The organism is Streptomyces turgidiscabies Car8 (assembly GCF_000331005.1).
GTDB classification, from domain to species: domain Bacteria; phylum Actinomycetota; class Actinomycetes; order Streptomycetales; family Streptomycetaceae; genus Streptomyces; species Streptomyces turgidiscabies.
Map to the genome: position 1 here is coordinate 44,759 of NZ_AEJB01000343.1, position 24,826 is coordinate 69,584.

A 24,826-nucleotide genomic window follows, 5' to 3' on the forward strand; every position below is an offset into this window, starting at 1 on the left:
CCCGGTCACCTCCGGCCCGGTGTCCCGGCGGGGGCCGGGAGAGTGTGTACGGAACGGTCGCCGCCGGAGGCGGAGGCGGCGCGGGAAGCGGCGGCGACCTGCTGGGCGTCCGACGCCGAATCCGGCGCGGACGCCCGGCCCGGAGAGACTTTGCCGGTGTCCGGACGGCGCACGAGAGTCACTCCGAGCAGCTCCGTGTGCACCGATCCGTCCGGTTCCAGCAGGGCTACGTCGCAGGAGACATCGAGGTCCCGAGCCGCGCCCCGGGCGAGCACGACACACCGGGCGCCCTCCCCCACCGGCCCCCGGCCCGTTGTCCTGACCTCGACCGCGCCCATCGGGAGGAACGCGCCGTCGTGCGCGTACTCGGCCCATTTCAGAGCGAGTTGGAGCCCCCCGTCGATCGCGGCGGGATCGGTGTGCCAGCCCGCTCCGGGCCAGTCCAGTTCGCGCACTCCGCGTACGAGCGCGGCGGCGCCTGTCCCGGAGACTCCCTCCAGGGCGGTGATGGCGTGGAAGGCGGGGCCGTGGAACAGCACGTGGCCGTCGTAGATCTCCTGGTCCGGGGGACTGCCGAGATCGCGCGCGTCGTACCGGACCGACCCGGTGAGTGGGCGGTCCGCTTCCGTCAGGACCTCGACCGCCGCCCGGTAGTGCGGCGACGAAGCACCGCTGGTGAGTTCCAGGACGAGCCGCGATGTCGCGGGGTCGTCGGCGGGAGCGGCCAGACTACGGACCCTCAGCCGTCGCCCCTGTTCCGGAGCCGTGCCCGGTCCGTCGAGGCCGATCCGGCTGAGTACTTCCAGGTCGCGCAGGACGAAGCCCGGGGCGTCGGGACGCCAGGCCCGGGCGGCACCCAGGAACCACTCCATGACCAGCGCCATCGGCACCACCGGGGTCGCGGCGACGCTGTGGTCCGCCAGATACGGGTGGGAGCCGAGCCCGATTTCGATGTCCCCGCCCACCGCCTGTGCCGGGGGCGCGCCCAGGGACGCGGAAGCGTCCGCGTCGCCGGCGGTCAGGGTGACCCGTACCCGCGCGGGATCGGGTACGTCGCTCAGTTCCCGGAGCAGAGCACGGGCGCCCGCGTCCGTCGGGATCAGGGGCACGCCCTGCTCACGGAAGTGCTCCCGCAGCTCCGGTCCCACCATGCCGCCGTCCCAGGGGCCCCAGGCGATGGACTTCACCAGGCAGTTCGGACGGTTCACGGCGACGGTGGACGCGACCTGCGCCAGGATCTCGTTCGCCATGGCGTAGTCGGCCTGGCCGGTGTTGCCGAAGCGACCCGCCACGGAGGAGAACACGCACACCAGGTCGAGCGGATCATCGGCCGTCGCCGCGAGCAGCGCCCGCAGCCCCTCCACCTTGGTGTCGAAGACGTCCGTGAACTGCGCGTCGGTCTTGTCGGCGAGCCGGCTGTCCGCGAGGACGCCCGCTCCGTGGACGATGCCGCTGATCGGCCCGAACTCCTCGCGCGCCGTGTCGAGGGCCCTGTGCAGCGCCCGTGCGTCGCGGGTGTCCACGGACAGATAGCGCACCCGGGAGCCGCTCGCCTCGATGGCGTCGAGGGTCGCGCGGATCTCCCGGACCGCCAGCACACGGGCGGCCTCGGCGGTCAGCTCCGCCGGGGACGGTATCGTGCCGCCCTGTCGGCGGGCCTGGCCGGCGAGCAGTCCCTTGAGCTGCCTCTCGTCCGTGGCGTCGGCCAACCCGGCCGGCTCCTCGGTCAGTTCGGTGCGGCCCAGCAGGACGATGGACGGCAGATGGGCCTCGGCCAGGGCGCGCAGGGTCACGGCCGTCACGCCTCGGGCACCGCCGGTCGCGACGATCACGGCGTCCGGGCCCAGTGGTCCGGTGTGTTCCCCCGCCGCCTCGGCCGGCCCGGCGGGCTCGATCCTGTCCCGTAGTGCCCAGCGGGTGCCGTCGGCTCGCAGTCCGATGTCGCCGGCCGAACCGCCGCGCAGCAGTTCGGTGGCGAGCACCTCGGCGAGGGCGTCGGCGTCGCGGTCACCGCGCTCGCAGTCGACGGCCTTGACCCCGGCGTCGGGCCACTCCTTCGCGGCGGTCCTGGCGAGCCCGGCCGGTCCGCCGAGCCAGGCCCGCTCCCCCTGTCCGCCGCCGAGCCCGAAGTCACCTCCGGTGTCCTGGACGGTGACGAACACCCTTCCGCGCGCGACCAGTTGCCGGGCCACGGAACGCGCCGCGCCGAATGCGTCCCGGTTGACGGAGGTCGCCGCCTCGGCGGAGCTGACGGGGCGCAGACCGGAGAGCAGCACGACACCACCGCCCTCCGCGTCGGCCACATCGGCGGCGTCGGCCAGCACGGCCTCCGTCACGACAGCCGCCCGCACACCGTGCTCCCCCAGCCGGTCCACCAACCGACGGGCCACACCGGTCCCCTCGTCGGTGACAAGGACCGGCCCGTCCCGCAGTCCCGCCAGCTCCATCCCCGGGAGGGGCGCAGCCACCATCACGCTGACGGCGCGTGCCAACTGGGTTGGCAGCGGGGTCTCTTCGTCAATCGGACGGACCGGTGGCGGCGGTGACGCGGGCAGGGCGACGGGCGCCGCCCCGGACTCGGCTTCACGAAGCTTGTCGGTGATCTGCTGGAGCGTGCGCAGCGGCGCGAGCTCATGGGCATCGACCCGGGCGAGCGCCGGCACACGGTCACGCAGGACAGAAAGAATCTGCACCCGCTTGATCGAATCAATCCCCAGATCCGTCTCCAACTCCATATGAAGTTCGAGAATGTCGACCGGGAAACCCGTCTTCTCCGCGACCACTTCCAGCAGCAGTGCACCCACGTCGGGTCCGGGGGCGGCGGGAGTGGTCTCCGGCTTCGTGGTGGGTGTCGGCGCTGCCGCCGCTTCGGTCTGTGGGGACGTCGGTGATGTGAACGTCTCTGTGGGTAGCGGCAGTTGGGGTGCCGGTGGGACCAGAGGGGTCGGGTTCGGAAGGGGGGTGCCGACGGGCGCGCCGAGCGACGGTGTCTCCAGCGTCCGTAGGAAATGCATGTGGCTCTCCGCCATGGTCCGCTGGAACTCCGCGTGCGCTTCGGCGGCCTGCCTCTGTGTCTCCTGGAAGGCCGCCAGCCAGGGATCGGCCGCCGCCGCTCCGACGGACGGCGTCGGTGTGATCCCGGCCTCCGGGGCCGCCTCGACCCGCGCTGCCGCTGTCGTTGCGGCGGGGACCGGCCGGGGCAGGGCCTGCGCTCCCCCCGGCGGCGGGTAGAGCGCACCGTGGTTGGCGCCGGAGATCGGCACCGCCATCCGGGGTCGGGGAAGGGGGGCCAACTGGGCGGGGGCTTGGGGATGCGCACCCCGGCCTTCCTCCTCGCGGGCGTCCGTCGCGTCGCCCACCGACCACAGCGCGTCCAGGTCCACGGCGACACCGGACACCGCCAGGGTGCCCAGGGCCTGCTGGAGCGCCGTGACGCCGTGGACGCCCCGGCGGTCCAGGCTGAGGGCCAGATGTTCGCGGCCGTCGAGTATCTCCCCGGTCAGTCCGGTCAGCGTCGACCCCGCCCCGACCTCGACGAACGTGCGTACCCCCGACTCGTACATCGCCTCGACACCGGCGACGAACCGTACCGGTGACAGCAGATGCCCGGCGATCCGCTCCCGGATCAGCGCGGGGTCCTCCGGATACGGCCGCGCGTCGGCGTTGCCGTACACGTCGAACTTCGGCGCCCGCAGGTCCAGGTCGTCCAGGAACTCGGTGAACGGCCCGACCGCGTCGGCCATCAGCGGAGTATGGAAGGCACCCGATGCCCGCAACCGCCGTACGGCGACGCCCCGTGCCCCGAGCCGGCGCTCCAACCGGTCCACGGCGTCGGCCCGTCCGGACAGGACGACCTGTCCCGGAGCGTTCTCGTTGGCGGCCCACACCGCGTCCTCGAAGCCGTCGGTCAGCGTGGCGACGTCCTCGCGCGAGACGCCCATCACCGCGAGCATGGCGCCCGGCTCCGTGGCCGCGTCACGCATCAGCTCCCCGCGCCTGCGCGCCAGTCGCAGCAGCACGCGCTCGTCGAGGACTCCGGCGGCGTGCAGGGCGACCAGTTCACCGAAGCTGTGCCCGGCTACGCAGTCGGGCTCGACGCCCGCGGCGCGCAGCACGGCGAGCAGTGCTGCGCTCTGCACGGCGAGCGCCGGCTGGGCCCACTCGGTGCGGGTGAGCAGGTCCTGCTGTGCGGCGCGACTCTCCTCCGTGAAGGCGGGAACCGGGAACACCACCCGGTGCAGAGGGAGTTCGGCGTCGAGTTCGTGTTCGGCCGCCCGGTCCCAGGCCTCCCGGGCCGCGGGGAAGTGCATGGCCAGGTCGGCACCCATACCGGTGTACTGGCTGCCCTGCCCGGAGAAGAGGAAGGCCGTCCGGCCGGGCGTGGGGGTGCCGGTGCGGTAGGTGACGCCGTCCGGCGTGGTCAGCGGGCGGTCGGGGTCGCGGCGGATCAGCGTGCCCAACTGCTCCAGCCGCTTCGCGAGATCCTCGGGCCCCGTGGCGGTCATGGCGAGCCGGTACGGATCGGACGGACGGAAGCCCCGCTGAGCCGCCGACGTCGCTCCGGCCCAGGTTCCGTCGGTGACCTCGGTCGCCAACTCCGCCGCCCGCGTGAGGAGTTCCTCCGCCGAGGCCGCGCCGAGGACGACCAGTTCGGTGGGCACGGTCCGGGCCGGCGGAACCGGACGGGACCGCGCCCCTGCCGCGGGAACGTACTCCTCCAGCGTGAGATGGAAGTTGGTGCCACCGAACCCGAAGCTCGACACGGAGGCACGCCGGGGTTGCGCCGCCTCCTTCACCCAGGGGCGGGCCTCCGTGTTCAGATACAGCGGGCTTTTGTCCAACTCCAGTGCGGGATTGGGTCGTTCGACCTTGATCGTGGGCGGCAGGACCTTGTGCCGGAGTGCCATCACTGCCTTGAGCAGCCCTGCCGCGCCCGCGGCAGACTTGGTGTGCCCTATCTGCGACTTCACCGAACCCAGCGCACACCACTGGCCGTCCCTGCGGCCGGACTCCTCGAACACGGTGCGCAGCGCGGTGAACTCCGCGGCGTCACCGGCCGTGGTCCCGGTGCCGTGTGCCTCGACCAGCTCGACGGACTCGGGACCGTATCCGGCGGACGCGTAGGCCCGCCGCAGCGCACGGGCCTGTCCGGCGGGTACGGGCGTGTAGATGGCGCTTCCCCGGCCGTCGGAGGAGCTGCCGATCCCGCGCAGCACGGCGTGGATCCGGTCTCCGTCACGTTCCGCGTCGTCGAGCCGCTTCAGCGCGAACATCACCAGCGCCTCGCCGAGCATCGTGCCGTCGGCGGCGTCGGAGAACGGCCGGCAGTCCCCGGACCGGGAGAGTGCCGGGGTCTTGCTGAAGCACATGTACATCAGGATGTCGTTGAGGGTGTCGACGCCCCCGGTGATCATCAAGTCGGCTGTCCCGACGGCGAGTTCGTTGGCGGCGGCGGTCACCGCGGCGAGCGAACTGCCGCAGGCGGCGTCCGTGGTGTAGTTGGAACCGTGCAGGTCGAAACGGCTGGCGATCCGCCCGGCGACGACATTGCTGAGCACTCCGGGGAAGGACTCCTCCTGCCACGGCACGTAGTGGCCGGCGATCCGGTCGCAGATCTCCTGGGCCCGCTCCTCCGGAATACCGCTCTCCCGCAGCGACTTGAGCCACACCGGACGCTGCATGCGGTTGCTCATGGTGTGCAGCAGTTCCAGCGCGGCCGTGCCCAGGATGACCCCGGTACGCTCCCCGTCGAACCGCTCGGCACCGCTCGACCCGGCGTCGGCCAGCACCCGTTCGGCGACCGCGAGGGCGAGCAGTTGGGTGGTGTCGGTGGCGGGCAGCGCGTTGGGCGGGATGCCGTACGCCGACGGGTCGAAGTCGGTCACGGGAAGGAACGCGCCGCGCCGGGCGTAGGTGCGGTCCGGCGCGGACGGATCGGGATCGTAGTAGTCCTCGACGAGCCAGTGGTCGGCGGGTACGTCGGTGATCAGGTCCCGTCCGGTGAGCACGTTCCGCCAGAAGCCCTCCGCATCGGCGGCACCGGGAGTCAGGGCGGCGGTGCCGATGACGGCGATGGGGACGTGCAGCGGGCGGTCCGGCCGGGCTGGTCCGGCCGGGTCGGGATTGGTGAGTCCGGATGACGCGGTCGATGCGGTCGATGCGGTCATAGGAGTTCTCCGTCTGCAGCATGGGGGTGACGCCGAGCGGCATGGAACGGCAATGCGGGCGATACGACGATGTTCAGCGCGGGCGATCCCGGGCTCCGTGGAGCCGGCCCGCGTAACGGGAAGGAGTCGCGTTGCGGGTTCAGGCCAGTGGCCGGGGCCGGTAGGAGAATGCGGCGGCGGGCAACGGCACGCCGTGGGTGCGCAGTTGCTGGGCGCGCGTGACCACGGCGGCTCCTTCGAGGAGGTTGAGCGCGATCTGGACCGCGGAGCGGTTCTCGGGCAGCTCGAGGAAGCTGCCCTTCGTCCAGCGGTTGAAGGCACCCATCGCGGGTCCGCACCAGATCTGGTAGTCGGTGCGCCGGGCCGAATGGCCGGTGATCGCCCAACGGCTCGACTGCCCCAGATAGGAGCGGAACAGCAACGCCATACGGTGCTTGGGATCCCGCTCCGCCCGGTGGAGCTGTCCCGGATCGCGGTCCTGCCAGTACTGGCGGGTGCTGCTCCACAACTCGTCGACGGTGCCGCCCAGTACGTCGCGCTCCAGCCGAGCGCGTACGTCGTCGGGGATCGTCTCCAGCGACTCGCAGGTCCGGTACACCTCGTAGAGCTGGTGGGCCCGCGCGGGGAACATCGTGCCCCGGCGCAACACCTGGAGTTTGACGCCGAGTTCGAACATGTCGGACGCGGGCGCCATGGTGACGTCCGCGACGTCCGCCTGGCCGAGCAGGCCCTTGCCCTCGTCGGACAGCCCCGCTTCCAGGGCCACCTGGTTGACGGAGCCGGTGACCACGTACGCCGCGCCCATGGCGAACGCGGAGGCCAGCGCCTCCGGGGTGCCCAGACCGCCGGCCGCCCCCACACGCGGCGGCACCCGGTAGCCGTACCGCGCCGCGAGTTCGGTACGCAGCGCGACCAGGACGGGCAGGAGTACGCCCAGCGGCCGGTTGTCGGTGTGGCCACCACTGTCGGCCTCCACGGTGAGGTCCTCGGCCACGGGCACATGGGCCGCGAGGTCGGCCTCCCGTTCGGTGATCTCGCCGCGCTCGACGAGGACACGCAGGACAGCCGGCGGAGCGGGTGACAGGAACTGCTCGGCCACCTCCGGCCGCGACACCTTCGCGAAGACGCGGGTGCGCCGGACGATCACACCCGACGGGTCCGTGGCCAGCCCCGCCACGGCACAGCGCACCACCGCGGGAGTGAGTGCCATGAACGCCGACGCCGACACGACGGGCACGTGCCGGGTGACGAGGAGGCCGGCCACCCGCTCCTCCAACTCCGGTTCCTGCGGGGAGTGGATCAGGTTGACCCCCCAGTTGCGTCGGTCGCCGAGACCCGCCGCGAGGTCCGCCACGGCTCGTTCGACGCTCCGGTGATCCAGCCCGCCGGCGCCGAAGAACCCCATCAGATCGGCCCGGGCCAGCGCGATGACCATCCGCGTGGTCGCGATGCCGTTGGCCATCTCACCGCCGACGTAAGGGAATCGGACCCCGTGTGCGGTGCAGAACGACGGATCGCCCAGCCACTCCGGGTAGAGCGGCGGCAGGGTGCCGAGGACCTGGTGCAGGCCTTCGGCGGCCAGCCGGGTGCGGGCCGACTCGCTGCCGGGGGCCAGCCCCGTCCGTCCGGTGGACCGTTCCCGCACGATGTGTGCGGCTTCTCTGATGCGGTGTGCGCGCCGCACAAGCGCGTCACCCGCGAAGTCGGGGGCCCACGGGTCGATCGGGCCGGTGGCGGCAGCGATGCCTCCGCCCGGAGTGGGTGCGCCGCTTTCGGTGAGCACACTCTCTGCAACCATGTTCCGTCCTTCGCCGGCATGGGTCGTTCCGCCGCGAGCGCGCCGGTGGCAGCCGCGGTGCTGGGGAGGATGAGCGGGGGCCCGCGCCGGCCGGGAGGGGAGCGGCGCGGGCGGTCGAGGGCGGCCTGTGGGCCCGCCTGTCGTCGAATCGCGTCCGATGCGGGCGAGCGCGGGGGCGTGGCGTCGCCGGGCACAGGCGAATGCGACGCCCGGTCCTAGGGGCCCGAGGGGTAACAGAGGTCGCGGTCCTCGGTCCAGTCGATGGTCAGTTCCCGGCGGGCGAAGAGCCAGGAACCGTTCGTACGGCGGTAGGAGTCGTGGTAGCGGATGGACCGGACCCGTATCCGGTCCGCCCCGTCGGCGGGGTAGATCTCGTGCGCCAGGCAGTAGGTCTCCCCCGTCGCACTGTCTCCGGCGAGCCGGACCAGGTGGTTGCCGACGAAGTGCGTGGTGACCCGGCACGGATCCAGCACGGCCAGCGCCTTCGCCCAGCCGTCGCGCCCGTCGAGTACGTACGGCGCCCGAAGGCTGCCCGGCGGCCGCATGAGTACCAGCTGGCCACCCTCACCGAACAGGGACGCGAACAGCTCCGTCATCCGCCGGTCGAGGGCGTAGGCGTAGGTGTCGACGAGTTGCCGCAGATCCATCCGGTCCCGCAGACCGTGCTCGTCGTCCGCGAGGACTGCGTACGGCGGGGTCGCCACCGCGAACCCGTGCGGGTGGGCGGGCGGCGCGTGCTCGCCCGCACGGTCGGTGCCTTCCGGGATGCCGGATGCGTTCGGGAGTTCGGTGGTGGTGTTCAGGGGGTGGGGCGAGGTCAGATCGGTCAGGTCTGTCACGTGCTCCGCCAAGCGGGTCGGGGACGTCGTCCTGGAGGGGGTGCCGGGGTCAGCTGTCGTAGGAGTCCGTGGGTACGGGCAGCGGCAGCCGGAACCCCTTGATGACGCGTTCACCGATGGGCCGGAGCAGAGTGTGGAGGCGACGGGTGCCCGCGGGGCCCAGGGCGTTCCAGGGTGCGGCGGCGAACCGGTCGGTGAGCTCCTCGACCGTGTTCCGCGCCGAACGCCCCTCGGGGGTGAGTTCCCCGTCGGCGTCCAGCAGGCCGCGCTCGCGCAGCCTGCGCTCGCCTTCGGCCCACTCCTCGTCGGTCCAGCCGCGCCTGGCCTGGATGTCCTCCCGGACCTCGCCGCCGGCCGCGGTGATGCTCACCAGCGCCTCGACACCGTCGAACCCGGCGTGCGTCAGCGCGGCGACATGCCCGTCGCCGCGGAACTCCCGCAGCGTGGTCGCCGCCTGCCACAGCGCGAGATGCGGTACCGACGAGGGTTCGAGGGCGGCGTTCGCGGCACCGAGTGGCCGTCCGGGCACGGTGCACGCCCCGGCGGCGTCCGTCGCGAGTGACGCTGCCTCGGCGAGTTCCGGCCCGTCGAGCACGTCGTCCAGTACCGCGCGCAGTGCCGCGTCGACTCCGGCCAGCCGCGCGGCCAGCACCTTCTCGGGCGCCGCCTTCTCCCACACCGCCGGGACTGTCGCGGCGACCACACTCGGCCGGAAATGGTAGAACGCGGCGGTGACCACCGGCTCGGTGACCGCGCCGAGCGGTGCCGCGCGACCGCCGAAGTAGCCACGCCAGGTGCCGCTCAGTCCGACACCCCGGAAGGCCTCGTAGACCTGGGGCGCGTAGTACACCACCGCGTGATACGGCTCCAGGACGTCGTGCAGCACGCGCGCGGGGTCCCGGCGCGCCACGGTCGGCGCGCTCACCGGGAGGCCCCTTCCAAGTGCGGCTCGACGGCGTCGGCCACGGAGACCGGGGTGTCCGCCGCACCGGCCGGGTCGGGTGCGTCCGGCGGTGCCGCCGGGAAGTGCAGCAGGCCGGGCAGCCCGCGCTTGTCGATCTCGTTGGCGATCATCAGCCGCTGGACCTCGGAGGTGCCCATCCAGATCCTGTCGACGCGCACATCCCGGTAGAGACGCTCCACCGGGTTGTCCCGGATGAAACCGCGTCCTCCGAAGATCTGCACCGCCCTGTCCACGACCCGTCCCGCGGCCTCCGTGGCCGACACCTTGGCCATGGCCACCTTCGCGTTGAGTGTCTTGGGGTCCCCGCCCTGGTCGATCTCCCACGCGACCCGGTAGACCAGCATGCGGTTGACGGCGATGTCCGTCGCGGAGTCCGCCAGCATGGCCTGGATCAACTGGTGCCTGATGATGGGCTTTCCGCCCTGCACACGCTCGCGCGCCCAGTCGGCGGCCAGCCGCAGGGCACGCTCGGCGGCGCCCACCGCGTGCGCCGCGACCAGCACCCGTTCCTCGAAGAACGTCGCCTGTACCAGCGCGAGCCCGTCGCCGACCGAGCCGAGGACGGCGTCCTCACCGACCTCGACGCCGTCCAGGGCGAAGTGCGGGTGCTCGTAGGCGAAGTTGTGGGAGTAGCGCGGGGTTTCGAGGAGCCGCACACCGGGCGCGTCCTTGTCGACGAGGAACATCGTGGGAGCGGCGTCGGGCTGCACCACAGCCAGCACCATCAGGTAGTCGGCGACATCGCCCATGGTCACGAACCACTTCTCGCCCGTGATGCGGTACCCGCCGGGCGTCCGCTGTGCCACGGTCGCGATCCGCCGGGGATCGGAGCCCGCCTCGGGTTCGGTGATGGCCCGGGCCCCGAACCGTTCGCCGCGGTTCTCCGGGAACAGATAGCGTTCCCGCTGCTCGGGTGTCGAGGCCAGCAGGGCCGCGGCGGTGGGGCGCCACACCGCCGCCCACAGTCCGTTGGTGAGCGTCCCCAACTCCTCTTCCACGGTGACCTGTTCGGTCCAGCTCAGTCCCGCGCCACCCCACTCGACCGGCGCGTTCATCGCCTGCAGACCGCTGTCCAGCACGATCCGGCGCAGGGCGGCGCGGCTCTCGGGGCCGAGACCGCCCGACGTCTCGCACTCGTCCTCGTAGGCCGCGATCCTCTGTGCGAGATCGACAGCGCTTTCCTTCAGCCGGACGAGCCTCGGTGAATAGGAGAAATCCATCGGAAGTGCCTCTCTGGGCGTGCGAACGCGCTTGCGCACAGCGGCTGTACAGGGCGGCAGAACCTCGGGGCGGAGGGAGCGGTAGGGGCCTCGCGCCTCGGCCCTTGGAACATGAAGGGGGCCTGCCGGCCCAGCCCCTGGCCAGAATCCCCTGCGGAGTTCCTGCCTGGGGAACGAATAGTGGTTCGAATACGCAGTGCGTCTTGGCCGGGTCGGGTCACGAACTCTTCTCGATGGGTCCCACCATGACCGCAACCCGTCCCGCCCGGTACCCCCGCATGAGGGTGAAACGGAACGAGACATTCGGGCACGGGAGTGCCGAGGGCCGACCTGGCGTGAACATCATGCGCGAGCCGCCTCGCACTCCTGACGTCTCGTCATATGCCATACGCCTGAGTCCCCTTGACGATCTCGCGGGTCCTTGCTGAAGTGTTCCGACGACGTCAGGGACGTCCGCAGCCGAGTCAGGCCGACGCGCACAGGCGCCCTGGTCCCGGCGCGTCGCCGCTTGTGTCGCCGCTCGGTGCGAGACGCGAGCACGCGTCGACCCGGCCCGTGCGCAGCACCGCGTCCCGCACTCCGGCAACCCGATGGCTTCGTCGGACTCCTGTCGCGTCTCCGACGCACCGTCACCCAAACAGGGACGAATCCCGCCGTCACCCGGGCAAACATCGCGCGGGCGCGATCATCGCATCGAGTTAATGTCGCCGACTTCCCTTGGTCCACAGGACGAAGCGGCCACTACTGTTCACCTGGGTCTGGACGGATTCCCCCTTGAAAACCCCCTTTTCTCCTGCTTGGTCCGATGCGCCCACGCAGGTGTCATCACCGCCCTGAGCAAGGAGAGCTCGCCCGATGACTGTTGACACGATCCCGGATGCGCGGCCGGAGCCACCCCGGCAGTCCCTCGGCACGGCGGCGGCCCGCAACCTCGCCACCACCACCAAGTCCGCGCCGCAGATGCAGGAGATCACCTCCCGCTGGCTGCTGCGGATGCTCCCCTGGGTGGAGACCAAGGGCGGGGCCTACCGGGTGAACCGTCGCCTGAGCTACACCGTCGGCGACGGGAGCGTGGAGTTCGTCCAGGACGGCGCCGACGTCCGGGTGATCCCGCACGAACTCGGTGAACTGGCCCTGCTGCGCGGCTTCGACGACGTGGAGGTGCTGACCGCCCTCGCCGATCGGTGCGTCCAACGCGACTTCCGGGTCGGTGAGACGCTGGTGGAACGCGGTGCGCCCGCGGACCGCCTCCACCTGATCGCCCACGGCCGCATCCGCCGGACCTCGGTCGGCGGGTACGGCGACGAGGTCGCCCTGGACGTACTCGCCAACGGCGACCGGTTCGGCGACCACGCCCTGCTGAACGGGAGCGCCCCGTGGGAGCACACCGCCACCGCCGTGACCTCGGGCACCCTGCTCACCCTGTCGCGCGCCGACTTCGACGCCGTCCTGTCCATGGCGCCGGGCCTCCAGGACCACATCGAGGAGTTCAAGTCCCTTCCCCGTCAACGGCAGAACCACCGCGGCGAGGCGGAGATCGCGATGTCGGCCGGCCACACCGGCGAGCACGACCTGCCCGGCGCGTTCGTCGACTACGAGCTGAAGCCGCGCGAGTACGAACTGTCGGTCGCGCAGACCATTCTGCGGATCCACACGAGGGTCGCCGACCTCTACAACGGGCCGATGAACCAGACCAAGGAGCAACTCAGGCTCACCATCGAGGCGTTGCGTGAGCGCCAGGAGCATGAGCTGATCAACAACAGGGAGTTCGGGCTGCTCCACAACGCCGACTTCAAGCAGCGCATCCAGACGCACTCCGGGCCGCCGACCCCGGACGACATGGACGAGCTGCTCTGCCGCCGACGAGGGTCCAAGTTCTATCTCGCGCACCCCAGGACCATCGCGGCGATCGGGCGTGAGTTCAGCGCGTGCGGGCTGTATCCGGACCATGTCGACCTCGGTGGTCAGCAGGTCCCGGCCTGGCGCGGGGTTCCCATCCTTCCCTGCGACAAGATCCCCGTCACGAGGGAGATGACGAGCTCGATCCTCATCATGCGTACCGGTGAGGACAACCAGGGCGTCATCGGCCTTCATCAAACGGGCTTGCCGGACGAGTACGAACCGGGTCTGTCCGTCCGGTTCATGGGCGTCAACGAGCAGGCGGTCACCTCCTACCTCGTCAGCACCTACTACTCGGCCGCCATCCTCGTGCCGGACGCGGTAGGCGTGCTGGAGAACGTGCAGATCGCCCGCCGGCCCAGGTAGCGGGCCCGGCCTGCGAGGCAATGGGACCCCGGACCCGCCGAGCAGGCCCGCCCATGCCTGGCAGGTCCCAGGACAGCCGCCCACCCCACCAAGGAGCCATCGATGCCCGCGCCCGAGCCGACATCCCCACAGTCGAGCCTGCCGTCGGCCGCTGCCCGCGTCGGGGCGCAGGTCCTGGCTGAAGCCGCGGCCCGTGCCTGCGACATCAGGACTGTCACCGGCGGCTCACCCGGTGAGCTGTCCTCGCCGGCCCCGTCCGCGCTTTCGGTGCCGGCGCCGCCTCCCCCCGTTGCCCCGACAGCCGCGGTGCCGACAGTCGCCGTACCGTCGGCCGTCGTACCTCCGGCGCCGACAGCCGTCGGGCCGACGCCGATCCTCGGCCTGGAACGGATCCTGCGCGGCCCCAGCGGCCTGGGGACGGCGGACCTGCGCCTGGTCCTTCGGGAGCAACTGTCCACACCTGCGGAGCCGTTGGCGGCTTCGGCGGAAGGCAACCCCATCCCGGGCCTCTACCACCACCAGGTGGCCGAGCCCGACCCGGTGCGGGTCGAAGAGGTCAGCCGAAGGATCAAGTCCTGGGCGCTGGACGAGGTCTCCCTGTATCCCGAGGACCTGGCGGAGCAGTTCGACGGCTTCTCCGTGGGCCGTTACATGGTCGGCTGTCATCCCGACGCGCCCACCGTCGACCACCTGATGATCGCCACCCGACTGATGGTGGCGGAGAACGCGGTGGACGACTACTACTGCGAGGACCACGGGGGTTCGCCCGTCGGCCTCGGCGAACGCCTTCTGCTGGCGCACACGGCGCTCGACCCCCTGTACACGACGGAGGAGTACCAGGGGCAGTGGGCGAAGTCGCTCCACGCTGACGCGCCCCGGCGTGCCTACCGCTCCGCCATGAACTACTTCGTCCAGGTGGCCAGCCCCTCGCAGAGCGACCGGTTCCGGCACGACATGGCCCGGCTGCACCTGGGGTATCTCGCCGAAGCCGCCTGGGCGCAGCTGGACCACGTACCCGAGGTGTGGGAGTACCTGGCGATGCGCCAGTTCAACAACTTCCGCCCCTGCCCGACCATCACCGACACCATCGGCGGCTACGAACTGCCGACAGACCTGCATGCCCAGGCCGCCATGCAGAAGGTCATCGCACTCGCGGGGAACGCGACGACCATCGTGAACGACCTGTACTCGTACACGAAGGAACTCGACGCTCCGGGCCGGCACCTGAACCTGCCCGTCGTGATCGCCGAACGTGAGGGTCTCTCCGACCGGGACGCCTACCTGAAGTCGATCGAGGTCCACAACGACCTCATGCACGACTTCGAGACCAACTCCGCGGCCCTGGCCGCCGATTGCCCCGTCCCGACCGTGCAGCGCTTCCTTCGGGGCGTTGCCGCTTGGGTCGACGGAAACCACCACTGGCACCGAACCAACACCTATCGCTACAGCCTGCCCGACTTCTGGTAACGACTTCCGGTAAGAAGATTGGACTCATCTGTGACCAGCACGACCAGCCCCGAACGCACCACCACCGACGCCCCTCTGCGTATCCCCGGCCCGGCGTCTCCCTACCAGGGAGACATCGCCCGCTACTGGGACGGGGAGGCCCGGCCCGTGAACCTGCGTCTCGGTGATGTCGACGGTCTCTACCACCACCACTACGGCATCGGTGAGGTCGACCACTCCGCACTCGGCGACGCCGAGGACAGCGAGAGCGAGAAGAAGCTGATCGCCGAGCTCCACCGCCTGGAGTCGGCTCAGGCCGATCTCCTCCTGGAGCACCTCGGCGACATCGGGCGGGACGACACCCTGGTGGACGCCGGCTGCGGGCGCGGCGGGTCGATGGTGATGGCGCACCAACGCTTCGGATGCAAGGTCGAAGGGGTCACGCTGTCGGCCAAGCAGGCCGACTTCGCCAACCGGCGTGCCCGCGAACTCCGTATCCAGGACCATGTCCGCGCCCGCGTCTGCAACATGCTCTCCACACCCTTCGAGACCGGGCAGGCAGCCGCCTCGTGGAACAACGAGTCGAGCATGTACGTCGACCTGCAGGACCTCTTCGCGGAACACTCCCGCGTCCTCGAGGTCGGCGGTCGCTACGTGACCATCACGGGCTGCTGGAACCCGCGGTACGGCCAGCCTTCGAAGTGGGTCTCCCAGATCAACGCGCACTTCGAGTGCAACATCCACTCACGCCGGGAGTACCTGCGTGCCATGGCGGACAATCGCCTGGTGCCTCAGGCGGTCATCGATCTCACGCCCGACACTCTGCCCTACTGGGAACTGCGGGCAACGTCTTCACTGGTGACGGGAATTGAGGAGGCGTTCATCAACTCCTACAAGGACGGGTCCTTCCAGTACGTCCTCATCGCCGCCGACCGAGTCTGACCTTCTGCCAGTCGCAGCGTGCACGGTCTGACGGACAACCTCAGTCGGCGACCCCAGCCGATGGACGTCGTCGCTGGACTCGCACTCTCATTTCCAGCGTCCGCCCTCAACGGTCGGCGCGGACACGGCCCTGCAACTCCGAGCCTCCGGCACAGGGGCCCCGACGCGGCGTACACCGCCGCCGAGGCCCCTATGCCCTCTGCCCTCTGCCGTCCGGGAGTTCGCAGCCCTGGCCGAACAGAGCGCAGTGCGTGCTGTACGGGCGTTGCCGGGCCCTGCGCTAGAAGGTCAGGTTCCAGGCGTCGATCTTGCCCGTGTCGGAGGCGGCGTTGTCGTTGACGCGCAGCTTCCAGGTGCCGTTGGCGACCTCCGAGGAGGCGTTCACGGTGTAGGTCTGGGCGATGTTGTCGGTGCTGCCGCCGGTGTGGTTGTGCAGCGCGTAGACAGTGCCGTCCGGCGCCACCAGGTCGACCTTCAGGTCACCGATGTAGGTGTGCTTGATGTCCACACCCACCTTGAGGGTGGCCGGGGCGTTGCCGGTCACGCCGGTGACGGCGATCGGGCTCTCCACGGTCGCGTTGTCGTTGACGGCGAAGTCCGCGAGGTTCTCGAAGTACTTGCCGGGCGGCGGGGTGGTCCCGACAGCCTTGAGGGCGTCGACCTGTCCCTCGCCGAAGAACGAGTTGTTGGCCGTCGTGCCCGTGCAGCGACTGTCCGAGGGGCAGGCGATGTCGTTGGCCTGGGCGGCCAGCTTGGCGCGGATCTGCGCCGGGGTGATGCCCGGGTCGGTGCTGGCGATGAGCGCCGCCACGCCGACCACGTGCGGGGTGGCCATCGAGGTGCCGCTCTTGCTGCCGTAGCCGCCGCCGGGGACGGTGGAGTACACGCTGCTGCCCGGCGCCGCGACGTCGATGACGCCCTGCCCGTAATTGGAGAAGGAGGCCTTGGTGACGCCCGTGCCGTTGGCCGCGACCGTGACCACGCCCGGCAGTTCGGTCGGGATGTCGAGGCAGGCGTTGGTGATGGTGCGGGTGACCGGCGTCGAGTCGTTCGGGCTCGCGGAGTCGGTCGTCTTGTGGGCGAGGTCGTAGTTCTCGTTGCCCGCGGCGGCGATCTGGAGGGAGCCCTTGCTCTCGGCGTACTCCTGGGCGCGCTTGACGCCCTCGATGATGGCGGCCTGGTCGATGTTGTCCGGGCAGTTGAACTGCCACGGGTCCGTGTAATAGCTGTTGTTGGTGACCTTGAAGCCGTGGTCACCGGCCCACACGAAGCCGCAGATGGTGTTCTCGGCGAAGAAGAAGGAGTTGCCCGGCTCCGCGACCCGGACCGCGGCGATCTTCACCCCGGGTGCCACGCCGACGACGCCCTTGCCGTTCTTGGCCGCGGCGATGGTGCCCGCCACGTGGGTGCCGTGCGTGTCGACGTCCCGCCAGGCGCCGACACGGGTGTCGGTCTTGCCGTAGGCGCAGGAGACCGAGTCGGCCGCGTCGAAGTTGGGCGCCAGGTCCTGGTGCTGGTCGTCCACACCGGTGTCCAGGATGCCGACCTTGACCGAGGCGGAGCCCGGGTTCACGGCCCAGGCCTGGTCGGCCTTGATCTGGCTCATGTCGGCGCGGACCGGTTCCCCGGCCGGGGTCGAGGCCTGGGCCGGACTGGCCGGGAGCGCCGGGTTGTAGGCGGCGGCCGGGACGTCCGAGGTGCGCGTGGCGCCGACCTGCTGCACGCCGGTGACGCCGCGCATGGTGGCGGCGAATCCGCTGGACGCCGAGTGCGCGACGATCACGCCGATGGCGTCGAAGTTCGAGAAGACGGTTCCGCCGTTGGCCTCGATCGCGGAGCGGACCGCCGAGCTGTCACCGGGGGCGGTGATCACGAGGTAGGCACGGGTGCCGGCCACCCAGGCCGCACTCTGGGCAGCCGGTACGGCGGCCGGAGCGTGGGCCTTGGCGGCCGGCGAGGTGGAGGGGGCGACGGGCAGCGTGCCCGCGAGGGCGCCCGGGGCACCGAACGCGAGGGCGGCGCCGAGCGTGGCCGCCAGCACCAGCGTGCGTCTGGGGCGGCTGGATATGTGGGGTATCAATGCGTCCTCCGGAGACGGCCCGGCCGCGCTGAGGCAACGACCTGGCCGTACGAAACGAGTGGTGGATGCAAGATGTCAGGTGCATGCTCCCGTACGGAAGTACCTTTCCGTACAGGGAATCCACAGGAACATGGCTGAAAAGAGACGTACACCGGGAATCGGGGTGCTGGGACCCTCCGGAAGCTCGGCGACGTCGACCGCGCCCTGGCGCCGCCGTCCCGCCGAAGATCTCGGCGCGCTCGGCATCTCGGCCTTGTTCAGCATCCGATCACTGCGACGAGTCCCGCCGGTTCTACGAACGCGAGCGAGCCGAAGGCGAGCGTCACATCCAGGCCGTCCTCGCCCGGGCCCGCCGCCGCCTCAACGTCCTCTGGGCCCACCGCCGCGATGGACGGACCTACGAACTCGTGCCACCCGACAGCGGCGCGGGAAGTGTGCGCAAGCGGACGCGCTGGGAGTCGACGGCAACCGTGCGGGTGCGTTACGCGGCCGTTGACCTCAGCCAGGCGGTGCTGACCGCCTCTGCGTCGGTCAGCACCCAGCCCACACCCTTCACCCAGGACGGCACGGCCATGAGTGAGGACCTGCTGGCCAACTCAGGCCCGCAACCGGGCGTCTCGGTGCAGGGCGTGGATGCTGCGCACCTGGTCCTGACTGAGACCAACCTGACCGACCGCCTGTTCTCCGGGGCCTTCCCCCTCGATCAGATCCGTCTGGAAGGCAGTACCACCTTTGCCGGGGCCCCTACTGGCCGGCAGGGGTGGTTGTCGCCTGCTACCGCACTGTCCGCAGGAAGATGTCCGTCACCCCGTTCGTGTCCCCTTCCACCAGATCGGGTGAGGCCGACTCGAACGCGACGACCGTGCCGTCGGCGTTGACCGAGGGGTGCCCGGCCGGGAGGTCGTTGCGGCCTCCCCAGCGATCGACGCTGACCAACTGCCTCTTCCCCGTGGCGATTTCGAGCAGGTACACCGAACTGCCCGAGGTGTACGCGAACTCTGTGCCGTGCCTGGAGAGCGAGGGCTGGGCGCCCCTGACCCGGGCCGTGGTGGTGCCGGTGTCGAGGTCCCGGACACAGACGTACCGGCCCTGCTGGAAGGCGATCGTCCGGCCGCTGAGGGAGGGGGCCGAGGCGCCGACCGCGACCTTCGACAGGTCGCCGGTGTCCAGGTCACGGACGTAGACGTCGCCGCCCTGCTCGAAGGCGATGTACCGGCCGTCGTAGTCGATGGACGGGTTGCCCGCCGGACCGCCCGAGGGCGCGCTGACCACGTCCGTGGTGCCGCCGTCCAACTTGAAGCGGTAGACGCGGGGTTGCGGGTCCGGGTCGGCGTCGGTGGCGGGCAGGGTCGCCGCGTAGGTGACCCCCTGGCAGGTGGGGCTGATCCGGGGCCGCCCCATCCAGGCAAAGCGGATCCCCTGGTAGGAGTCCAGGGTGGTGACCTGGCCGACTGAGCGGTAGCGGACGTGGACCTCCGGGGCGCCGTCGGCGGCGGACCGGACCAGGTAGCCCACCATGCGTCCGTTGGAGCAGGGGGTGCTCTCCGACGACGGCTTCTCCGTGTCAGAGTTGACCTGGACGACGCGGAGGGGCGCGTTGATGAAGACGTCTCCCTCCGAGGTGAAGGTGACGAGCTTGCGCTCATCCATCTCCGGGTCGTGGGACGCCCCGGCCGGTCCGCCGAGCCGTTCGGTGACGGACGGCATCGGGGCCGGGTTCTTCCCGAGGCCGCCCGAGAAGGCGAACACGTCCGACTGCCGGTTGGTGTCGCCCGGCACCAGGTGGGATTCCGTCGAACTGAACGCCACCACACGTCCCTTGGCGGCCAGCGAGTCGCCCATCACGGTGGCGGTCCACGAGAGGGTGGCCCCTCGCAGCCCCGTCCGCAGGTCACGCACCCGCACGCCGTCCGTGCCCGTGACGACGGCGTACCGGCCGTCCGCCGTGGCCGAGGAGGCGGTTCCGTCGGCCACCCTTCGCGAGGTGCCCGTGCTCAGGTCGTGGACGTACACCCCGGTGTTGGCGTTGAGGAGGACCCGGCGGCCGTCCGCCGTGATCCGGATCAGATGGGCGACACCGAGGTCCGCGTCGACGTGGATGCGCCGGCCCGTCGCCCGGTCCTTGACGAAGACGTGGTTCGGGTCGTCGCCCTCGACGTCCCCCTGGACCGAGTAGGCGACCCGATTGCCGTCACCGCTCACCGAGGCCTTGCTCTTGTCGCCCTCCTCGGCGGTCGAGATCAGCTCCTCGGTGCCGGTCTCCGTGTCCCGGACGTACAGCAGCCGCGCGGTCTGCCCTCCGTTGCGGCCGCCGACGGTGTACGCGACGTGCGTGCCGTCGGGGCTGATCGACTGGGCGCGGCCCAACTCGGCCGAGCCGGGCGGGTCTTCGGGCCACAGCCGCTCCGAACGGCCGGTGGCACTGTCGTACAGGTAAGGAGACTGCAAGCGGGTGCCGGCGGAGAAGGCGACACGGCTCCCGTCGGCGCTGGACAGCGGCGCGTCGTAAGTGTGGCCGCTGCCGAGGTCGATCCTGGTCAGGCCGCCGCCGGTCAGGTCCTTCAGGAACAAGCACGGCGAGAGGCGCTCGCAGCCGAGGCTCGGCGCGGTGGACGTGAACGCGACCTGGCGGCCGTCGGCGCTGATCGAGGCCCCGCTCGACGGTCCGTCGGCCTGACCGTCGGCGGCGGCCGTGCTCACCCGCACGGTACGGGGCTCGTCGGGCCCCTGGTGACCCCGGTCCGGTGCGGCGGCCGCCGGCGTCCAGGCGAGCGCGATCGCGACCGCCGTGCCGAGCACGGCTCTTGAGGCGCGGAACATCAGCGTGACCTCCGTTGGAAGACGTCGTACAGACCGTTGGTGTCATCGGGGACGACGTCCGCGTCCTCCGTGGAGTAGACGACGGAGCGGCCGTGGGCGGAGACCGAGCCCGCGGTGGCGCTGCCGCGTCCGACGGAGATCTCGCGTCCGCCGCGCAGGCCGCGCAGGGTCGGATTCGCGTCCGCGTCCCGCGTCAACAGCCGCTGCCCGTCCGGGCTGACGGCCAGGACACGGACGCCGGGGAAGTGCCGGACGCGGCCCGTGCGCAGGTCCCGTACACAGGAGCCGTCGGCCGAATCCATCGCCAGGACACGGCCGTTGGCGCTCAGCTGGACCACGGTCGAGGGCGTGCCGTCGTCGGCCTCGGTCTGCGCGCCGGTGACGCGGTCGGCGTCCCACACGTCACCGGTGCCGTTGTCCTGGTGGGCGACCCGGCGGCCGTCGCCGCTGATCGACGGTCGGTCCATGTCCCGGTTGGAGTCCTGCGGGCCCGCGCTGACGGTCTCACGGGTGCCGGTCAGACGGTCGTAGAGGTCGTTGCGGGTCGGGAACTCAGGGTGCCCGAGCCACCGGTAGGCGATGTGGCGACCGTCCTCGCTGATGGTCGGTGAGGACGCGGCGTCCCGGCCGTCGGGGGCCCCGACCCGGATTCTGGTGCCCGTGCTCAGGTCGGACAGAGAGACGTTGATGTTGCGGCTGCCCGAGTCGGTGTACGTGGCCCAGCGTCCGTCGGCGCTGAGCCGGGGCGTGCTCGCCGACTGCTCGATCTTGGTGACCTCGCCGGTTGTCAGGTCACGGACGTAGGAGTAGGTGCCCGGGCGGGTGACCCCCTCGGGCACGAGGTTGGTGGCCGACGAACGGAACGCGGTGTAGCGGCCGTTCGGCGTGGTGACGGCCGCACCGGAGGCGCCGTCGCCCTGGGTGCCGTCGGCGGCGGTGCTGACCCGCTCCGTCCGGGGCGCGTGCCGCGCGGCACCGGCGGTCGTTCCGGTGAACGCGAGCGGCAGCGCCGTCGACAAGGAAATGCCGGACACGGTCACAGCTCTGCCGGACATGGCTGAAGCCTTGGACATGTTCCCCCTTGTGTTCCCCTTTGACGCATGACCCCCGGCCCCGCGCCGAGGGCTCCCTTCGAGGCAAACGCACCAACTACCACAGGGTCAATCGGCCTTGTTGCGTACAACCCGGACGGAAGGTCACGCGTCCGCGAGGAGAGGCTCGTCCAGGAACGGCCGTACGTGGCCGAGAATCGTCCGCATCGTCCAGGAGTCGCTGACCAACACCCTCAAGCACGCGGGAACCGGCACGTCCGCCGAAGTCACCCTCGCCGCCGAGGCGGGAGAGGTACGTATCAAGGTCGCCGACACCGGCACACCCCCCGGGGCATCCCCGGCACCCGAGCCGACGGCACAGGACGGCGGCCCCGGTCACGGCCTCGTCGGCATCCGCCAGCGGGCCGCCATGTACGGCGGCACCGTCATCGCCGGCCCGCGCGACACCGGCCACGGCCGGCTCGTGGACGTCGTGCTCGACGTACCCACCGCGCCTGCCCAGTCGGCACCAGAAGCACCAGGAGCACCGCTGCGATGACCACCGTTCTGATCGCCGACGACCAGCCCCTCCAGCGCATGGGCGTCCGGATGCTCCTGGAGGGCACCCCGGGCATGGAGCCGGTCGGCGAGGCGGAACACGGCGCCGAGGCCGTCCGGATGGCCGCCGAACTCCGTCCCGACGTCGTCCTCATGGACATCCGTATGCCCGGCATGGACGGCCTGGAGGCCACCCGCCGCATCATCGCGACGGGCGGTCGCACACGCGTCCTCATCGTCACCACCTTCGACCTCGACGAGTACGCCTACGACGGGCTGCGGGCCGGCGCGAGCGGGTTCCTGCTCAAGGACTCCCGCCCGGAGGAACTCGTCGCCGGCATCCGGGCGGTCGCCACGGGTGACGCCGTCGTGGCCCCCCGTCTGACCCGTCGACTTCTGGACGCCTACGCCCACCAGGTCCTCGCGCCGGCCGGCGCCGCCGCGCCCGAGGACCCCCGGCTGCGTTCTCTCAGCGACCGCGAACGCGAGGTCCTGGTGGCCATCGGCCGGGGCTGGACGAACACGGAGATCGCCGAACGGCTCGTCCTGACCGAGTCCACCGTGAAGAAACACGTCGGCCGCGTCCTCGCCAAGATCGGGGCCCGCGACCGTATCCAGGCAGTGATCACGGCGTACGACGCCGGGCTGGTCAGAGCCAGGTCGTAGCGCGCCCGCCACCAGGGCGACGACTTCGGCGCGGTGCTCGCCCCGTCAGGGTGACGGCGCCGCCTCGGGAGTACGGGCGGCGGCGAGTACGTCGGGCAGGGGCAGGGCCAGGGCGGCGGCGAGTTCGGCCAGTTCCGCTCGCGTGGGATGGACCGGCCCGCGTGCCCCGTCCTGGGCGAAGACCCGGATGCGGGGGGGTGCGGATACCGGTTCGTGTGGCGAGGCCCTGCGCGTTCAGGTGACGACGGCGCATGCCCTGCTGCAGCAACTCCGAAAGATCAGCCATCCGCTTCTTCTGCCCCGTCCCGACCATTTCATCCGGTTCACCCGGCTGAACGACGAAGACGACGAAGACGATGAAGAACTCGATCTTGGGCAGATGCGGGAAGTGATCTTCCCCATCGACTCCTTGAGAGGGCATACGTGACCGCGACCACGCGTCGTACATCGTCTGCGAACCGCCGGGCCGGGTTCGACCTCCGCTCGACCGCCCTGTTCTTCGTCTTCCTCGCCATGATCATGACGGTCCTGGGCTTCGCGGCCCGCATGATGGCCGGCGCCGTCGAGCGGCGTCCCGCCTGGGTGTTCGTCTTATTCGTCATGGGTGTCGCGGGCTTCGTGGGCATGCGCCGCCGGATACACGTGGCGAGAGCGGCGCGCCGGGCGGCAGCGGCCCTCGACCATGCGGCGAGGGAGGCCGCAGGCGAACTGGAGTCTCTGACGATTCCCCGCCAGCGCCCGGCCACCGCCATCACCGTCGACCACACCGCACTGACGCCGGAGGAGTTCGAGGAGGCGATCGCCGCCCTGTGCGAACGCGACGGCTGCTCTGCCGTCGAGGTCGTGGGCGGAGCCGGGGACCTCGGCGCCGATGTCCTGGCCGTGACCCCCGACGGGCGTCGCGTGGTCATCCAGTGCAAGCGGTACGGCGACTCGAACCGCGTCGGCTCCCAGGACCTTCAGCGCTTCGGCGGTACGTGCTTCACCGTCCACGAGGCCGACATCGCCGCGCTGGTCACCACGAGCGACTTCACCGCACCGGCGCTGGAGTACGCCGACCGGTGCGGGATCGTCTGCATGGACCGGGAGTCCCTCCAGGCATGGACGGACGGCACCGGGCCCGAGCCCTGGGAGATCGCCCAGGGCACTCAGCTCACTCGGGACGACTCGGCGGCCGGGACCGGGTGACGCTCAGTCTTCGCCCGGCCGGTCCGCGCCGGCCGGGCGGAAGCACGCCGAGACCGTCTTGCCGTGCCGCTGACACTTCATCTGCAACTCGTCGGCGAGCATCCGTACGATCCCCACTCCGCGGCCGGAGGTCTCGCCGGGCTGCGGGTCCCGCTGGCTCGGCAGGGTCGGGTCCTCGTCATGGACGTTCACATGGAGGCAGTCGCCGTCCCAGGTGAGGATCAGACGGGCGTCACTGTGCGCGTGGACATGTGCGTTGGTGAGCAGTTCGGACACCGTCAGGACGACGGCGTCCACCGTCTCGGGCTCGTCGGCGGTCCAGGGCAGCGACTCCAACTGGCTTCGCGCCCAGTGCCGACCGGCACGTACGCCTCCTGAGGCGGGAAACGAATGCGCCCAGCCCATCGCCTTGATCACCACCGACTTCCCCTTTCTGTCATCCGCGCTCAACTCGTACATATCGCGTGCCCACCAGCAGCGATCCCAGACGTCCGGCGGCCGACCCCTTGCCGTGCGCGTGCCGCGCGCCTGCTGCGCGAGCCTGACCGAGGGCAGTCAAGCCGGATGCCCCGAGCGGCGAATAAGAAACAGATAAATTCCTGCGTGTGCGCAGATCATGACGGGGCACACGGCGGAACGGAGGTTGATAACAATGGTTCCCCTGATACTCGTTCTGCTTCTCGCCCTGATCCTCTTCGGTGCCGGGTTCGCCCTGAAGGCACTGTGGTGGATCGCCGTGATCGTCCTGGTGATCTGGCTGGTCGGATTCCTCGCTCGCTCCACCGGAGCGGGCGGAAAGCGAGGCCGCTGGTATCGCTGGTAGATCGCGGCCATAGCGCCCA

At 70.9% G+C, this 24,826-nt stretch carries 17 protein-coding genes and 1 pseudogene; 9 read left to right on the top strand and 9 right to left on the bottom strand.

Going from position 1 to position 24,826, the window contains the following annotated elements; translation table 11 throughout:
- Positions 1-5: 5 nt before the first annotated feature.
- The 5 genes from STRTUCAR8_RS23230 to STRTUCAR8_RS23250 all read right to left on the bottom strand — a co-directional run bounded on the left by STRTUCAR8_RS23230 (position 6) and on the right by STRTUCAR8_RS23250 (position 10,988).
- The gene (locus STRTUCAR8_RS23230; RefSeq protein WP_006378369.1) at positions 6-6,167 is read right to left on the bottom strand and encodes a type I polyketide synthase; all 6,162 of its coding nucleotides are present in this window, start codon (positions 6,165-6,167) and stop codon (positions 6-8) included.
- A gap of 139 nt (positions 6,168-6,306) precedes the next feature.
- Positions 6,307-7,965, bottom strand: a complete 1,659-nt coding sequence (locus STRTUCAR8_RS23235) for a PfaD family polyunsaturated fatty acid/polyketide biosynthesis protein (RefSeq protein ID WP_006378357.1) — start codon at positions 7,963-7,965, stop codon at positions 6,307-6,309.
- 215 nt (positions 7,966-8,180) lie between these two features.
- Positions 8,181-8,804, bottom strand: a complete 624-nt coding sequence (locus STRTUCAR8_RS48780; protein ID WP_006378352.1) for a nuclear transport factor 2 family protein — start codon at positions 8,802-8,804, stop codon at positions 8,181-8,183.
- A gap of 49 nt (positions 8,805-8,853) precedes the next feature.
- Positions 8,854-9,729 (bottom strand): SCO6745 family protein, encoded by an 876-nt coding sequence (locus tag STRTUCAR8_RS23245; RefSeq protein WP_006378365.1) that lies wholly within the window; start codon positions 9,727-9,729, stop codon positions 8,854-8,856.
- Complete coding sequence (locus tag STRTUCAR8_RS23250; RefSeq protein WP_006378375.1) at positions 9,726-10,988, bottom strand: acyl-CoA dehydrogenase family protein; 1,263 nt, start codon at positions 10,986-10,988, stop codon at positions 9,726-9,728. The genes STRTUCAR8_RS23245 and STRTUCAR8_RS23250 overlap by 4 nt, the downstream gene beginning before the upstream one ends.
- Before the next feature lie 855 nt (positions 10,989-11,843).
- Here STRTUCAR8_RS23250 and STRTUCAR8_RS23255 point away from each other — a divergent pair.
- The 3 genes from STRTUCAR8_RS23255 to STRTUCAR8_RS23265 all read left to right on the top strand — a co-directional run bounded on the left by STRTUCAR8_RS23255 (position 11,844) and on the right by STRTUCAR8_RS23265 (position 15,641).
- A complete protein-coding gene (locus STRTUCAR8_RS23255; protein WP_006378390.1) occupies positions 11,844-13,253 on the top strand; it encodes a family 2B encapsulin nanocompartment shell protein in 1,410 nt (469 codons plus the stop codon).
- A gap of 102 nt (positions 13,254-13,355) precedes the next feature.
- On the top strand, positions 13,356-14,720 hold the full coding sequence (locus STRTUCAR8_RS23260) for a family 2 encapsulin nanocompartment cargo protein terpene cyclase (RefSeq protein ID WP_006378372.1): 1,365 nt from the start codon (positions 13,356-13,358) through the stop codon (positions 14,718-14,720).
- Between the two features lie 30 nt (positions 14,721-14,750).
- Positions 14,751-15,641: a geranyl diphosphate 2-C-methyltransferase gene (locus STRTUCAR8_RS23265; RefSeq protein WP_006378361.1), complete on the top strand. Its 891-nt coding sequence runs from the start codon at positions 14,751-14,753 to the stop codon at positions 15,639-15,641.
- Positions 15,642-15,921: 280 nt separating this feature from the next.
- Here STRTUCAR8_RS23265 and STRTUCAR8_RS23270 read toward each other — a convergent pair whose 3' ends face one another.
- Complete coding sequence (locus STRTUCAR8_RS23270) at positions 15,922-17,682, bottom strand: S8 family peptidase (protein WP_006378380.1); 1,761 nt, start codon at positions 17,680-17,682, stop codon at positions 15,922-15,924.
- A gap of 286 nt (positions 17,683-17,968) precedes the next feature.
- Here STRTUCAR8_RS23270 and STRTUCAR8_RS56000 point away from each other — a divergent pair.
- Positions 17,969-18,134: pseudogene (locus tag STRTUCAR8_RS56000) on the top strand (IS110 family transposase); the annotation flags it as partial.
- 361 nt (positions 18,135-18,495) lie between these two features.
- Here the strand turns inward: STRTUCAR8_RS56000 and STRTUCAR8_RS23275 are convergent.
- Positions 18,496-20,541, bottom strand: a complete 2,046-nt coding sequence (locus tag STRTUCAR8_RS23275) for a TolB-like translocation protein (protein ID WP_006378356.1) — start codon at positions 20,539-20,541, stop codon at positions 18,496-18,498.
- A complete protein-coding gene (locus tag STRTUCAR8_RS23280) occupies positions 20,541-21,596 on the bottom strand; it encodes a PD40 domain-containing protein (RefSeq protein ID WP_078507283.1) in 1,056 nt (351 codons plus the stop codon). Before STRTUCAR8_RS23280 ends, STRTUCAR8_RS23275 begins: the two co-directional genes overlap by 1 nt.
- A gap of 115 nt (positions 21,597-21,711) precedes the next feature.
- On the opposite strand from STRTUCAR8_RS23280, the gene STRTUCAR8_RS23285 reads away from it, so the two are divergent.
- From STRTUCAR8_RS23285 to STRTUCAR8_RS23300, 4 genes are all read left to right on the top strand, one after another.
- On the top strand, positions 21,712-22,131 hold the full coding sequence (locus STRTUCAR8_RS23285) for an ATP-binding protein (RefSeq protein WP_006378389.1): 420 nt from the start codon (positions 21,712-21,714) through the stop codon (positions 22,129-22,131).
- Entirely contained in the window at positions 22,128-22,796 is a 669-nt protein-coding gene (locus STRTUCAR8_RS23290) for a response regulator (protein ID WP_006378394.1), read from the top strand. The genes STRTUCAR8_RS23285 and STRTUCAR8_RS23290 overlap by 4 nt, the downstream gene beginning before the upstream one ends.
- A gap of 142 nt (positions 22,797-22,938) precedes the next feature.
- Positions 22,939-23,223 carry a hypothetical protein gene (locus tag STRTUCAR8_RS52605; RefSeq protein ID WP_206742940.1) on the top strand — a complete coding sequence of 95 codons (285 nt, stop codon included), beginning with the start codon at positions 22,939-22,941 and terminating at the stop codon, positions 23,221-23,223.
- Positions 23,220-23,984, top strand: coding sequence for a restriction endonuclease (locus STRTUCAR8_RS23300; RefSeq protein ID WP_006378350.1), 765 nt, complete (start codon positions 23,220-23,222; stop codon positions 23,982-23,984). Before STRTUCAR8_RS52605 ends, STRTUCAR8_RS23300 begins: the two co-directional genes overlap by 4 nt.
- A gap of 3 nt (positions 23,985-23,987) precedes the next feature.
- On the opposite strand, the gene STRTUCAR8_RS23305 is transcribed toward STRTUCAR8_RS23300, so the two are convergent.
- Positions 23,988-24,404, bottom strand: a complete 417-nt coding sequence (locus tag STRTUCAR8_RS23305) for an ATP-binding protein (protein ID WP_006378376.1) — start codon at positions 24,402-24,404, stop codon at positions 23,988-23,990.
- 232 nt (positions 24,405-24,636) lie between these two features.
- Between STRTUCAR8_RS23305 and STRTUCAR8_RS23310 the strand changes: the two genes are divergently transcribed.
- Positions 24,637-24,807, top strand: coding sequence for a hypothetical protein (locus STRTUCAR8_RS23310; protein ID WP_044472719.1), 171 nt, complete (start codon positions 24,637-24,639; stop codon positions 24,805-24,807).
- Positions 24,808-24,826: the final 19 nt, after the last annotated feature.

What these genes read in the sequence shown, in the direction of transcription:
- STRTUCAR8_RS23230 (WP_006378369.1), bottom strand. Translation starts at nt 6,167, where the DNA reads ATGACCGCATCGACCGCATCGACCGCGTCATCCGGACTCACCAATCCC.
- STRTUCAR8_RS23235 (WP_006378357.1), bottom strand. Translation starts at nt 7,965, where the DNA reads ATGGTTGCAGAGAGTGTGCTCACCGAAAGCGGCGCACCCACTCCGGGC.
- STRTUCAR8_RS23250 (WP_006378375.1), bottom strand. Translation starts at nt 10,988, where the DNA reads ATGGATTTCTCCTATTCACCGAGGCTCGTCCGGCTGAAGGAAAGCGCT.
- STRTUCAR8_RS23255 (WP_006378390.1), top strand. Translation starts at nt 11,844, where the DNA reads ATGACTGTTGACACGATCCCGGATGCGCGGCCGGAGCCACCCCGGCAG.
- STRTUCAR8_RS23260 (WP_006378372.1), top strand. Translation starts at nt 13,356, where the DNA reads ATGCCCGCGCCCGAGCCGACATCCCCACAGTCGAGCCTGCCGTCGGCC.
- STRTUCAR8_RS23275 (WP_006378356.1), bottom strand. Translation starts at nt 20,541, where the DNA reads ATGTTCCGCGCCTCAAGAGCCGTGCTCGGCACGGCGGTCGCGATCGCG.
- STRTUCAR8_RS23280 (WP_078507283.1), bottom strand. Translation starts at nt 21,596, where the DNA reads ATGTCCGGCAGAGCTGTGACCGTGTCCGGCATTTCCTTGTCGACGGCG.
- STRTUCAR8_RS23290 (WP_006378394.1), top strand. Translation starts at nt 22,128, where the DNA reads ATGACCACCGTTCTGATCGCCGACGACCAGCCCCTCCAGCGCATGGGC.
- STRTUCAR8_RS23310 (WP_044472719.1), top strand. Translation starts at nt 24,637, where the DNA reads ATGGTTCCCCTGATACTCGTTCTGCTTCTCGCCCTGATCCTCTTCGGT.